At 74.4% G+C, this 12,125-nt stretch carries 13 protein-coding genes and 1 pseudogene; 9 read left to right on the forward strand and 5 right to left on the reverse strand.

The window, feature by feature from the left end:
- Window positions 1-15 precede the first annotated feature (15 nt).
- From AB0C25_RS19290 to AB0C25_RS19320, 7 genes and pseudogenes are all read left to right on the forward strand, one after another.
- Window positions 16-564 (forward strand): winged helix-turn-helix domain-containing protein, encoded by a 549-nt coding sequence (locus AB0C25_RS19290; RefSeq protein WP_357374883.1) that lies wholly within the window; start codon window positions 16-18, stop codon window positions 562-564.
- Between the two features lie 248 nt (window positions 565-812).
- Window positions 813-1,418, forward strand: a complete 606-nt coding sequence (locus AB0C25_RS19295; protein WP_357374885.1) for a winged helix-turn-helix domain-containing protein — start codon at window positions 813-815, stop codon at window positions 1,416-1,418.
- Window positions 1,419-1,459: 41 nt separating this feature from the next.
- A pseudogene (locus AB0C25_RS19300) lies at window positions 1,460-2,107 on the forward strand (uridine kinase); the annotation flags it as partial.
- A gap of 169 nt (window positions 2,108-2,276) precedes the next feature.
- Window positions 2,277-2,675 carry a TraR/DksA C4-type zinc finger protein gene (locus AB0C25_RS19305; protein ID WP_357374887.1) on the forward strand — a complete coding sequence of 133 codons (399 nt, stop codon included), beginning with the start codon at window positions 2,277-2,279 and terminating at the stop codon, window positions 2,673-2,675.
- Window positions 2,676-2,723: 48 nt separating this feature from the next.
- On the forward strand, window positions 2,724-3,596 hold the full coding sequence (locus AB0C25_RS19310; protein WP_357374889.1) for a DUF72 domain-containing protein: 873 nt from the start codon (window positions 2,724-2,726) through the stop codon (window positions 3,594-3,596).
- Between the two features lie 131 nt (window positions 3,597-3,727).
- Complete coding sequence (locus AB0C25_RS19315; RefSeq protein WP_357374891.1) at window positions 3,728-3,913, forward strand: hypothetical protein; 186 nt, start codon at window positions 3,728-3,730, stop codon at window positions 3,911-3,913.
- Window positions 3,906-4,334 carry a DUF2267 domain-containing protein gene (locus AB0C25_RS19320; protein ID WP_357254119.1) on the forward strand — a complete coding sequence of 143 codons (429 nt, stop codon included), beginning with the start codon at window positions 3,906-3,908 and terminating at the stop codon, window positions 4,332-4,334. The genes AB0C25_RS19315 and AB0C25_RS19320 overlap by 8 nt, the downstream gene beginning before the upstream one ends.
- A gap of 44 nt (window positions 4,335-4,378) precedes the next feature.
- Here the strand turns inward: AB0C25_RS19320 and AB0C25_RS19325 are convergent, their stop codons facing one another.
- Complete coding sequence (locus AB0C25_RS19325) at window positions 4,379-5,158, reverse strand: DUF72 domain-containing protein (RefSeq protein WP_357374893.1); 780 nt, start codon at window positions 5,156-5,158, stop codon at window positions 4,379-4,381.
- 157 nt (window positions 5,159-5,315) lie between these two features.
- Between AB0C25_RS19325 and AB0C25_RS19330 the strand changes: the two genes are divergently transcribed.
- Together AB0C25_RS19330 and AB0C25_RS19335 are read left to right on the forward strand one after the other, a co-directional pair.
- Entirely contained in the window at window positions 5,316-5,621 is a 306-nt protein-coding gene (locus tag AB0C25_RS19330; RefSeq protein WP_334629546.1) for a hypothetical protein, read from the forward strand.
- A gap of 9 nt (window positions 5,622-5,630) precedes the next feature.
- Window positions 5,631-6,905, forward strand: a complete 1,275-nt coding sequence (locus AB0C25_RS19335) for a cupin domain-containing protein (protein ID WP_357374895.1) — start codon at window positions 5,631-5,633, stop codon at window positions 6,903-6,905.
- A 426-nt stretch (window positions 6,906-7,331) separates the two neighbouring features.
- Here AB0C25_RS19335 and AB0C25_RS19340 read toward each other — a convergent pair whose 3' ends face one another.
- Genes AB0C25_RS19340 through AB0C25_RS19355 form a run of 4 tightly spaced genes read right to left on the reverse strand, consistent with a single transcriptional unit; the run spans window position 7,332 to window position 12,035 of the window.
- On the reverse strand, window positions 7,332-7,994 hold the full coding sequence (locus AB0C25_RS19340) for a hypothetical protein (protein ID WP_357374897.1): 663 nt from the start codon (window positions 7,992-7,994) through the stop codon (window positions 7,332-7,334).
- A complete protein-coding gene (locus AB0C25_RS19345) occupies window positions 7,991-10,666 on the reverse strand; it encodes an FtsK/SpoIIIE domain-containing protein (protein WP_357374899.1) in 2,676 nt (891 codons plus the stop codon). Before AB0C25_RS19345 ends, AB0C25_RS19340 begins: the two co-directional genes overlap by 4 nt.
- A complete protein-coding gene (locus AB0C25_RS19350) occupies window positions 10,659-11,768 on the reverse strand; it encodes a hypothetical protein (protein ID WP_357374902.1) in 1,110 nt (369 codons plus the stop codon). Before AB0C25_RS19350 ends, AB0C25_RS19345 begins: the two co-directional genes overlap by 8 nt.
- 6 nt (window positions 11,769-11,774) lie before the next feature.
- Window positions 11,775-12,035 (reverse strand): hypothetical protein, encoded by a 261-nt coding sequence (locus AB0C25_RS19355; RefSeq protein WP_030504016.1) that lies wholly within the window; start codon window positions 12,033-12,035, stop codon window positions 11,775-11,777.
- Between the last annotated feature and the right edge of the window lie 90 nt (window positions 12,036-12,125).

A 12,125-nucleotide genomic window follows, 5' to 3' on the forward strand; every position in this document is an offset into this window, starting at 1 on the left:
CACTCAGGAGGCACCATGTCCGTCGTCGCCATCCCCACGCGCCGTCACCCCGGGCTGCGCCCCGCGCGGCCGCGCACCGCACCGACCCTGACCATCACCCTCGACCTCGTCCCCGGGCCACTGAGCCCGCGGCTGGCCCGGCTGGTGCAGTTGCTCGGTGAGCTGGCCGAGTCGGGTGAGGGTCAGCTGCGTACCGTCGAAAATGTCGCGGCGGTGCCGCGATCGGCCCCGAGCCCGGCCATCGCCGAGCCGCCCGCCGACGCGGACCACGTGGACATCCTGGCCGGCTCGCGCCTGGTCCGCCGCGGCGGCCGGGTCGTCCCGCTGACCCGCATCGAGTACGAGCTGCTGCTGTTCCTGGCCGAGCGGCCGCGCCGGGTCTTCACCCGCCTGCAACTGTTGTCGAGCGTCTGGGGTTACGAGCACGCGGTGGCCCGGACCGTGGACGTGCACGTCCGCCGGCTGCGCGCCAAGCTGCCCGGAGCGGAGCTGATCACCACCGTCTACGGGGTCGGCTACCGGCTGGCCGACGAGGCGGGGATCAGCGTGGACCACAGCCGCTGAGCCCCGCTGCGGCGACCCGGCGATCGTCCCGCTGAACAGGACGGGGACCCCCGTATCGGGGCATCGCGTGGGCTCTGCTGTAATCATCTGACTTCACACGCAGAGCGAGCGCCTGGCTCCGATGTGTAAGTCAATTGTCACAGTCATGCAACGCGGCCGCCTCTTGACCCTCGCCCAAGCGCCGGGAAACATCGATGAAGCGGCGTCCCGGGCCGTGGGGAGATACCCGGATCAGCCCAAGGAGGACCATGTCGGTCAGCCCTGCCTCGTCGCGCGCCGGTTGGCATACGTCCCAACCTCCGGTGCCCGGTCGACCGCCCGGTGGCCAGCGTCGCCCGGCCAACACCGCCGCGCCCGTGCTCACCGTGACGCTGTCCATCCCGCTGGCCTCTGAGGAGTCGCTGACCCCGGCGGCATGTCGGCTGCTCGACGCCGCCCGCGAGATGCTGGAGCGGGGCGAGGGCGTGATCATCGGGACCGTGCCGGCCGAGCGCCGCCCCGACCAGGCCTCCACCAACCGGTCGCCGACGCGGGCGCTCAGCCCGACCATCCCGGCCCTGCACATCCTCGCGTCGTCCCGCTCGGTGCTGCGCGACGACGAGCCGCTGCCGCTGACCCGGCTGGAGTTCGACCTGCTGCTGCACCTGGTCGCCCACCCGCGCCGGGTGTTCACCAGGCTGCAACTGCTCAACGCCGTCTGGGGCTACGAGCACGCCGGCGTCCGCACCGTCGACGTGCACGTGCGTCGGCTGCGCGGCAAGGTCGGTGTGGACGTACCCCTGGTCACCACCGTCTACGGCGTGGGTTACCGGTTGGCCGACGACGCCCGGGTCACCATCGACCGCTCCGGCTGACCGGCGTCACCAGCCCGTCCGCGGCGGGGCAGGATGGTCCGGTGCGCATCCGCCCCATCTCGCCCGACCTGCTCGTCGACGAGCTGACCGGCCGGCTGTCCGACGCCGCGACACGCGCCGCGGCCGACGGCGCCGGACCCGGGCGGTTGCGCGTGGCCGTGGACGGCGCTCCCGCCGCGGGCGTCGACGACCTGGCCGCCGCACTCGTCGACCCGCTGCGCGCCCGGGGTCGTCCGGTGCTGCACGTCCGCGCCTCCGACTTCCTCCGCCCCGCCTCCCTGCGCTTCGAGCTGGGCCGCACCAACCCGGACTCCTTCTACGAGAACTGGGTCGACGAGGCCGGGCTGCGTCGCGAGGTGCTCGACCCGGCCGGTCCGGGCGGCACCGGGCGGCTGCTCCCGTCGCTCTGGGACGCCGACGCCGACCGGGCCAGCCGCGCCCGTTACGTGCACCTGCCACCCGGAGGCGTTGTCCTGGTCAGCGGCCCGCTGCTGCTCGGCGGTGGCCTGCCCTTCGACGTCACCGTCCACCTTCAGGTGTCCTCGGCGGCGCTGCGCCGACGTACCGAAGCCGGACAGGTGTGGGCGCTGCCGGCCTTCGACAGGTACGCCGAGGAGGTCGCCCCGGCGAGCTTCGCCGACGTCGTGGTGCGCGCCGACGACCCCCGCCACCCGGCGCTCGTGGAGGCCGACGGCGACACCGGAAAATCGTCGGTTTGCTTGGCGTGTACGGCGGGTACTCGCCCGGCTCACAGAGCGCGGGTGACCGCCCGCGTACCGAATGCGACCGTGACCCGGGGCGCGATGCCGCCGGCATCCGGTTCACCGTGAGCCTCAGGCCCAGGAAAGGCAGGCAGCGATGCTCGTCGACGACACGGTCGGTACGAGCCGCCCCCAGGCGGAGATCGACCAGATCCGGCTCTCCCTCCAGGCGCGCTACGACGAGCTGACCGCCGAGTACGACCAGGCCGTGCTCCAGAGCCAGGTGCTGCGCCTGGTGGAGGTCGGCGACACCGCGGGCGACGACCAGGCCGACAGCGGGACCAAGACGGCCGAGCGGGACACCGCGCAGTCGCTGTTGCGCACCATCCTCGACCGCCGCGCCCAGTACGAGCACGCCCTCGGCCGGCTCGAGGAGGGCACCTACGGCTGGTGCGAGGGGTGCGCGGCGGCGATCCCGGTGGAGCGGCTGGAGATCTTCCCGGCCGCCACCACCTGTGTGACCTGTAAGCAGACCCGTGAACGGCGGGCGGCCTGAGCGACGCCAGCGGTTGCCGGTCGGCCCACGACGCGATGGACTTGAGCCATGGGTGACATCCTGGTGGGCACCGCGTCCTGGACCGACCGCACCTTGCTGGACTCGGGCTGGTATCCGCAGACCGCGGACACCCCGGAGAAGCGGCTGGCCTACTACGCCCGGAAGTTTCCGCTCGTCGAAGTGGACGCCACCTACTACTCCCCGCCCGCCGAGGCGACCGCGAGGCTGTGGGCCGAACGCACCCCGGACGGCTTCACCTTCAACATCAAGGCGTTCAGCCTGCTGACCGGGCATCCCACCCGGGTCAGCGCGCTCTACAAGGACCTGCGGCCGGAGACCGAGAAGAAGAACGTCTACCCCGACGACCTGCCCGCGCAGGCGTACGAGGAGGTCTGGACGCGGTTCCTGTCCGCGCTGGACCCGCTCGTCGAGGCGGGCAAACTGGGCGCGCTGCTGTTCCAGTTCCCGCCCTGGTTCACCATCAAGCGGGCCAACAAGGAGTACCTGCTGGAGGTGGCGAAGCGGTGCGCGCCGCTGCGTCCGGCGTACGAGTTCCGGCACGCCTCCTGGTTCGACGGCGACAACGCCGACGAGACCCTCTCCTTCCTGCGCGAGCACGACCTGCCGTACGTCTGCGTGGACATGCCGCAGGGCCACCGCTCGTCGCTGCCCCCGGTGCTGGCCGCCACCGCGGACCTCGCGGTCGTGCGCTTCCACGGGCACAGCGACAAGTGGACGAGCAAGGACATCCACGAGAAGTTCGGCTACCACTACTCCAAGCGGGAGCTGGCCGACTGGGCGCCGAAGCTGCGCGAGTTGGCCGACCAGGCCGGGCAGACCCACGTTTTGATGAACAACTGCTACCGCGACTACGCGCAGACCAACGCCACGACCCTGGCCGGGCTCCTCGGCACCGACTGACAGGTGCGCCGCGTCGCGGTTCACCCGATCGGGGTGGTGCCGGCTCACCCGCACCGCCGGCAGGGTGGACACGGTGGTGCCGGGCGCCCGCAGGGTGGCCGACGCCGGAGACGACACGGAGGTGACGGGGGATGACGGTTCGAGTGGTGACGGATCGACGGCGGGGAGCCGTCCTGCACGTGGTCGGCACGCCCGACAACGCCCGGAGCGCCCCGCAGGGCAGCCCGGTGCGGGCCCGACGCGGCCCGGCGGGGCCGCCACGTCGTACCGACGACCGACGGTGGGACAACACGGAACGGGGGGCCACCAATGGCTGACGCGATGATCTCAGCGTTCGAATCCTCGCTGGACAAGACGAACCTGATCCTGAAGGACATCGAGAACGCCTACGGCTGGCCGAAGGATCGGCGCAACCAGTCGTACGCGGCGCTGCGCACGGTGTTGCACCTGTTGCGCGACCGGCTGCCGGTGGACGAGAGCGTGGAGTTCGCCCAGCAGTTGCCGGTGCTGGTGCGGGGCATCTACTTCGACGGGTGGGTCCCGTCGGACGTGCCGATCAAGCTCAACCGGGACGACTTCCTCTACGAGGTCCGCCAGGGCTTCCCGTACGACGCGGAGGGCGGCGCGGAGCGGGTGACGCAGGTGGTGCTGGACACCCTGCGCCGACACGTCACCCAGGGCGAGTGGCAGGACGTGAAGGACACCATGCCGGCCGACCTGGCCGTGATGATGCCGTGACGACCTGACGTGCCAGAGCCCGCCCGACGACCTGTCGGGCGGGCTCAGTCGCCGGAGGGGTCCGCCTCGGCGGCGGTCGGCACCCGGGACACCGGATGTCCGGCCCGACGGGCCAACGCCGCGAACGCGACGGCGTCCACGATCGCGGCGCCGCCCGGGTCGTTGTTGAAGTACACGTACGCCGGCTCGTCCGCGTCGAACGTGTCGGCCAGCCGGAGCGCCCAGGACCGCAGCGCCGCGCGACCGTACCGGGGCCAGGGCCGGGCCCGGCCCTCGTGCAGCCGAAGGTAGCCGAAGTCGGTGGTGCGCCAGAGCGGGGCGACCGGTCGTCCGAGCCGGTCCGCCCAGACCAGGGCCGCCCGATGCCGTTCCAGCACCGCCCGGGTGGCGTCGGTCCACCAGGAGGGGTGCCGGGGCTCCACCGCGACCCGCACGTCCGCGGGGAACAGCCGCAGGGTGGCGTCGAGCGCGGCCACGTCCACCCGCAGGTTCGGTGGTAGTTGCAGCAGCACCGGGCCGAGCCGGTCGCCGAGGGCGGTGGCGCGGCCGAGGAACCGGGCCACCGGCTCGGCCGGGTCACGCAGCCGCTTGATGTGGGTGAGATAGCGGCTCATCTTCACCGCCACGCAGAAGTCCGCCGGGGTCCGTGCCCGCCAGGCGGCGAAGGTGTCCCGCTCCGGCAGCCGGTAGAAGGCGTTGTTGACCTCCACCGTGGCGAAACCCCCGGCGAAGTGCTCCAGCCAGAGCCGCTGCGGCAACTGCTGCGGATAGAAACGGCCCCGCCAGTCCCGATACTGCCAGCCGGACGTACCCACCAGGATCACCGTCCCATCGTGACACTCTCCGCCACGGCTCGCGAACCGCCCGTGTCGTCCCGCTTCGACGTCTACGGTGAGGGTTAGAGAAGATCGCGCGTGGGGTACCACCCGCAGCACGACGGACCCCGGCGTACGGCGGGGCGGCACACCCGAGGGAGTACCGATGGCACTCAACGACGACGACATGCAGACCACGGGCGGCGGCGGCCTGGAAGGCCCGGCCGACGGTGGCGCGACCCCCGGTCACCAGGACGGTGGCGCGGACGGTGGCGCGGAGGGCCCGGCCGACGGTGGCGCGACCCCCGGTCACCAGGACGGCGGCGCGGACGGTGGCGCGGAGGGCCCGGCCGACGGTGGCGCGACCCCCGGTCACCAGGACGGCGGCGCCGATGGTGGCGCGGAGGGTCCCGCCGACGGCGGTGCGACGCCGGGTCACCAGGACGGCGGCGCCGACGGCAGCGCGCGGTAGCGGCACACCATGACGCATCTCGACCCGCCGGGCGGCCACGGCCGCCCGGCGGTTCCGTCCGCATCCGCCGCCGCGGCGCTGGCTCGTTGCGTCTCGGTCGAACCGGCCAAGTTCGCCGCCGCGCACTGGGGACACACCCCGCTGCTGTCCCGCGCCGCCGAGCTGCCCGACCCGGCCGGCTTCACCGACCTGCTCAGCCCCGCCGACGCCGACGAGCTGCTGAGCCGGCGCGGTCTGCGTACCCCGTTTCTGCGGGTCGCCAGGGACGGCCAGTTGGTGTCGGCGGCGCGCTGGACCGGCGGCGGCGGTGCCGGCGCCGAGATCGGCGACCAGGTGCTCGACGAGCGGGTCCTGGAGCAGTACGCCGCCGGCGCCACGCTGGTGTTGCAGGGTCTGCACCGGATCTGGCCGCCGCTCGTCGACTTCGCCCGCGACCTGGGCCTCGCGCTCAACCAGCCGTTGCAGATCAACGCCTACCTGACGCCGGCCGGCAGTCAGGGATTCGCCACCCACTACGACACGCACGACGTGTTCGTCCTCCAGGTCGACGGCCGCAAGCACTGGCGGATCCACCCGCCGGTGCTGCCCGACCCGCTGGAGAAGCAGCCGTGGGGTGGCCGGGCCGACGAGGTCGGCGCGACCGCGCAGGGCCCCGCCGCGCTGGACGTGGTGCTCGCCCCCGGCGACGCCCTCTACCTGCCCCGGGGTTGGCTGCACAGCGCGCAGGCGCAGGACGCCAGCTCGCTGCACCTGACCGTGGGCATTCGGGCGCTCACCCGGTACGCCCTGGTCGAGGAGTTGCTCGCGCTGGCCGCCGAGGACCAGCGGCTGCGGGCCACCCTGCCGTTCGGCACCGACGTCGCCGACCCGGACGCCATCGAGCCGGAGCTGACCGAGACGGTGGAGGCGCTGCGGGACTGGCTGCTGCGCGCCGACCCGGGCGCGGTCGCCGCGCGGCTGCGCCAGCGGGCCTGGCCTGCTGCCCGCCCGGCACCGATCCGACCGCTCGCCCAGGCCGACGCGGTGGCCGCGCTGGACGCCGACGCTCGGGTCACCCTGCGACCCGGCCTGCGCTGGCAGTTGGTGCCGCACGGGTCGGACACGGTGGCGTTGCGGCTGTTCGACCGCACCATCACCCTGCCCGCCGAGTGCGAGGCGGCGGCTCGTGTCCTGCTCAGCGGCGCGGTCACCCGCGTCGGTGACCTGCCCGGTCTGCCCGACGACGCCGACCGGGTCACCCTGACCCGCCGCCTGCTCCGCGAGGCCGTCCTGGTCCCGGCCTGACGAGCCCGGCCCGCTGTAGCCGGACCGGTGCGGCGTGGCCTGGTCCGGTGCGGCCTGGTGTGGCGTGGCCTGGTGTGGCGCGGCCTGGTGTGGCGCGGCCTGGTCCGGTGCGGCCTGGTGTGGCGCGGCCTGGTCCGGTGTCGCGCGGCGGGTGATCGACTCGGCTTTCTTGAAGTCGCGGGATCCGGGCGGCGGGGATGGCGCGGTTTTCAGGAAGGCGAGTGGATCTTGGGCGGGGATGGCCCGGTTTTCAGGAGCCGAGTCGATCATCGCCGGCCGCGGCGCCCCGGTGGAAGACCGCGGCGACGGCCGCGCACCCCCGCTGGACGGCGGATCCCCGCTGGACGGCGGATCCCCGCTGGACGGCGGACCCCGCTGGGACGGCGGACCCCGCTGGGACGGCGGACCCCCGCTGGACGACCGCGCTCAGCGGCCGAGCGCCAGCAGCAAAGCGGTCGTGACCAACCCCGCGCCGAGCACCACGATGATCGGCCGCGGTCCGAGCACCGCGTGCCGCCGGTCGGCCAGCACCCGCGCCGGCGCCAGGCCGACCAACGGCCCGAACAGGGTCACCACCAGCGCCAGCACCGGCATCCCGACCGCCAGGTCGCCGCCGTACCCGACGCCCAACGCCCGCGCCCCGACCCCCAGCGCGTACGCGAACACCGCGCCGCCCACCCCGCAGAGCGCCAGCAGGGGGTTGACCGAACCCGGCAGTTCACCCGGCTGTCCGGCCCGGTCGAGCAGGTCCCGGGCCCGGGTGAGGAGCGCCACCGCGTCGGTGGCCCCGCCGCTGTTCGCCGGAGCGGGCGGGCCGCCGAGACGACGGGCACCGAGGCGGGTACGCACCTGCTGCCACAGGTGCGCCACCTCGGCGTCGACCCGTTCCTGCTGCTCGCGCGCCTCGACGAGTTCCACCTCGGCGTGCTGGACCTGCTCGGCGGCGTCGGCGACGGCCCGCTCGGCAGCCGCGCACTGCCGCTCGTACCAGGTGTGCGCCTCGGCGCGCTGCTCACCCACCCGTGCGGTCAGCTCGGCCAGTCGCCGCAACTGCGCCGCGTACGTCTCGCTGGCCACTGGTTCGTTCACCGCGACGGTCCGTAAGGGATGATCACCTGTCCGGTGCGGTGGACCGCCCGGTCGAAGAAGAGCCCGCGCCACGGGCGGGGATACCAGTCCGGGCCGCCGGTGCCCGGGTAGAGCGACGAACCCAGCTCGCCACCGTGCGCGTCCAGCGCCACCCAGGCACCGATCTGGTCGGTGCGGGCGGCCGGCCCACCGAGGTCGGCGCGCATCCGGGCCACACCCCGCCACCAGGCCAGCACGTGTGTCCGTCGTTCCGGCCCGTCGTGCAGGATCCGGCGTAGCTGCTCCAGGCCGGTGCGCCGCCCCGCCCGGGCGGCCAGCGCGCCGGCCGCCGCGTCGACCGCGAACAGCAGCAGGTAGTGCGGGCTGCCCGGCCCGGTCAGTCCGTCGGCCGTCTCGGCCATCAGCTCGCCCACGGTCTCCTCGTCGTACCAGGCGGCGTCGTCGGCCAGGTCGTCGTAGAGGGCGCGGGCCATCGGGTCGGCGTCCGCGTCGAGGCAGGCGATGGAGAACCGGGCGGTGCCGGGTGGATGTTGGCGGGCCAGTGATCGCGCCGCCGCGTCCAGCACCGCGCACGCCTCGTCCACCCGGGTGCCCAGCACGGCGAGGTTGCGCCCCGGGGCGCGCGGCAGGCGCAGCGCCGCCGAGCGGGACTGCACGTCGATGATCTCGCCGAGCAGGGCCACCGGGCTGCGCGGCACGCTCCCGTCCGGGGGTGCGGCGAGCGCCCGGAAGTCCGGGGCGTCCGCCAGCCGGGGGATCGCGTCGCCGTCGAAGAGTCGGGCCGGCGCCGCGTCGGGTGGGCGCATCCGCCACAGCCGGTGCTGCAATCCGCTCCACGTCTCCCAGTCGCTGGCCGATGGGATCCGGGCGACCTCGTTGCCCTCCACCATCCCCGACTCGGCGTTCACCACCGCGTGCCAGCGGGGCAGCGACTGCGCCGCGTCGTTGCGTTCGGCGAGGATCCGCAGCGCCTTTGGCAGCGCGATACGCAGGGTGAACTGGGCGACAAGTGCGGGGCGGCCCCACAGCGCCTCGATGCCCCGCACGTCCTGCGAGGCGAGCACCAGATGGATGCCCTGCGACCGGCCGCGCCGGGCCAGGTCCTCCAGCAGGTCGGCCGCCTCCCGGGCGACCACGTCCCGACCGGCCAGCAGCATCTGGAACTCGTCGACCACCGCGACGATCCGCGGCCAGTGCCCGGTCGGGTCGACCGCCCGCAGCTCGGCCAGCTTGGTGACCTCGTGCTTCTTGGCCGCGTCGGCGCGTCGGCGCAGCTCCTCGGCGAGGAACCGCAGCAGCGCCAGGCCGAACTCCCGGTCGGTGTTCACGTTGATGCCGACCAGGCGCATGTGCGGCAACCAGCTCGGGTCACGGCGGCCCTGCGCGAACCGCGCGAAGGACACCCCCTCCTTGAAGTCCAGCAGATAGAACTCCAGCTCGGCGGGGGAGTAGCGGGCGGCGAGCGCGCCGATCCAGGCGAAGATCAGGTTGGTCTTGCCGGTGCCGGACGGCCCACCGATCAGCGCGTGCGGCGGGTAGTCGCCCAGCGACAGCCGTACCGGTCGACCCTGCGGCCCCTCACCGATCGGGGCGGTCAACCCGTCGGCGGAATCCTCCCGCCACATCAGCTCGGGTGGGGGCAGGAGATCCGCGAACGGGGTCGGCGGCGGGCCGGCGTTCACCTGGACGGCGATCTCCCGGCACGTCTCGGTGACGAGCGTCGCCGGTGGCGGCGGATCCAGCCGGACCGGCAGCCCGGCCGACCCGCCGATGCGCGCACCGGAGACCCCGGCGATCACCCGGGTCACCGTCGGGTCCTCCGGCACCGGCACCCCGTGTACCACCAGGTGCACCCCGCAGGCCGCGCCGGCACGGACCACCCGGTCCAGTTGGCCGCGCTCGTGCCGGTTGAGCTCGTCGCCGCCGAGCAGCACCGCCACCCGCCACGGTTCGGGTCGCCGGCCGGTCGCCGCGGCCAGTTCCCGCAGCGAGGCGTACTCGCCGGCGAGCACCGTCTCGTTGATCCGGCGGATCTGCTCCACCAGGTCGTCGAGCAGGGGGCCCAACCCGCCGGGGCCGACAAAGGTGAGCAGGCCCGCCGTGCCCAGCGGCGCGAACCCGGCCAGGCCGCCGCCGAGCTGCTCAGGGTCGTACCCGACCAGCCGTACCGCCCCGGGGTCGGCGCGGCCGGCGGCCCGCAGCAGCAACGCGGACACCACCGCGTCGCAGCCGGCCCGATCGTCTCCGGAGAGGTGGACGTGGCCGGCGTCGAGCAGCGGCACCAGCGCGGGCACCGGATCGACGCCGTCGATCCGGACCGTGCCGACCCGCAGCGCGCCGGGTGGCTCCGCGCGCCGGGTCGGCGTCGGCACCCATCCCGCCCAGTCGGCCCCCGCGCAGCCGGGCGCCTCCTGGCGGGCCGCGTCGGCGGCGCGTCGGGCCAGCTCGGCGATCCGGGCGGAGTAGCGGGCGTCGATCTCGGCGATGCGGCGGTCCCGCTGGGCGCCCACCCGCTCCGGTACGGCGGCTGCCGCCCGCTGGACCCGGGCCAGCCGTTCCCGCCCGGCGGTCAGTTCCGCCTGGGCGGCGGACAGCCGGGTACGGGTGGCTCCCAGCGCCTCGGCCAGGTTGTCCCGGATTCGCCCGGCAAGCTGGCCACGTCGGTCAGCCATCGGAGCCCCGACGAGTCGGCGCGTCCCGCCACGGGCTGCCCGCACGTGGCGGCAGCCCACCGGAACGCTGTCCACCCGCGTCCCCCGGCCGCCGGACCGCACCACCGGGACGCGCACCCACGCCGCCGTGTTGACCCACGCCGCCTGGCTGACCCGCTCCGCCTGGCTGACCCGCTCCGCCTGGCTGACCCGCTCCGCGTTGGTGGCCCGCGCCGCCCGGTGGGCCCGCGCCGCGTTGGTCGCCCGCGCCGGCTGGTTGGCCCGCGCCGGTGGGCAGGTCCCGGCCGAGGCGGGCGAGCAGCAGCCCGGTCGCCACACCGGCGGTCACCGCGGAGTCGGCGGCGTGCGGCGGCTCCCCGGAGGCGCGCGGCGGCGGCATTCGGCACACCCGGGTCAGCAGCGTCTCCAGCACCGGCGGCGGCAGCCCGGGCAGCAGGTCGCGGACCCGCCCGTCCAACTCCCCGCGCAATCGGCCGAGGTCGGCGGCGCGCGGCGGGTGCCCCAGCAGCTCACCGGCCAGCTCGCGCAGCAGCGGTGGCGCCAGCGCCGCCATCCCGAGCCCCACGTCGGCCGGTGCCCGCCGCAGCTCCGTGCGGAGCCGGTCCCGGTCGCCGGAGCGGACACCACCCACCACTCGGCGCAGCAGTTCCCGGGAGTCGTCCACCCGCTCGTCGGGCTCGTCGTCGGCGCCCTCGCGCCCGCCGGTCAGCTCGGCCACCCGCACCGACCACCAGCGGCGCATCCGGACCTGCTCGGTCGGCTCCGGCGCGACCGCGCTGGGACCGGCCGACGGCGGCGTGTCGTGTCGGGGAGCGCGTTGCTCAGGGCGGGGCGCCGGAGCGCCGTCCGCACCCAACCCGATCGCCGCCAGATACGCCGAGAGCTGCTCCTGCGCCACCCGCAACGCGTAGCCGGCGCTCTCGGCGTGCTCGGTAGCGGCGGACAACTCCGGCACCCCCATCGGGTTGGCCGACTCCTGGCGGACCCAGCGCAGCCGCTCCGCGGCCAGACCGAACTTATCCAGCGCCTGCCCGAGCAGGGCCAGCGGGAACTCCTCGCTGGCGGCGCGGACCTGCCCACCGACGTCCTCGATGATGGACATGGCGGCCTACAGGGTCGCGACGTAGAGCTGCGCCTGCTCGACCGCGACAAGTGTCGCGGCGAGACACTCTTCCAGCTCCTGGCTGGCCTGTGTCAGCGAGGCCTGGGCCGCCTCCACTGTCTCGTGCCCGCTGCCCTCCAGCGCGCCGGCCAGGGTCTGCTGCGCCTCGGCCAGTTTCTCGCCGGCCGCCTGCACGGCTGTCTGCCCGTCACCGATCTGTTGGAGGGCGACATCGATGGCAGCCTTCAGCTCGGCGACGCTCGCCACGGCGGAACCTCCTGGGGGCGGGGAGATCTCCATTAGAGCCTATCGGCCGCCGCGAAAGAACATCCGCCCTGTCGGTGTTCCTGCCCACCT

Origin of the sequence: Micromonospora sp. NPDC048839 (genome assembly GCF_040649915.1) — a bacterium.
GTDB lineage: Bacteria > Actinomycetota > Actinomycetes > Mycobacteriales > Micromonosporaceae > Micromonospora.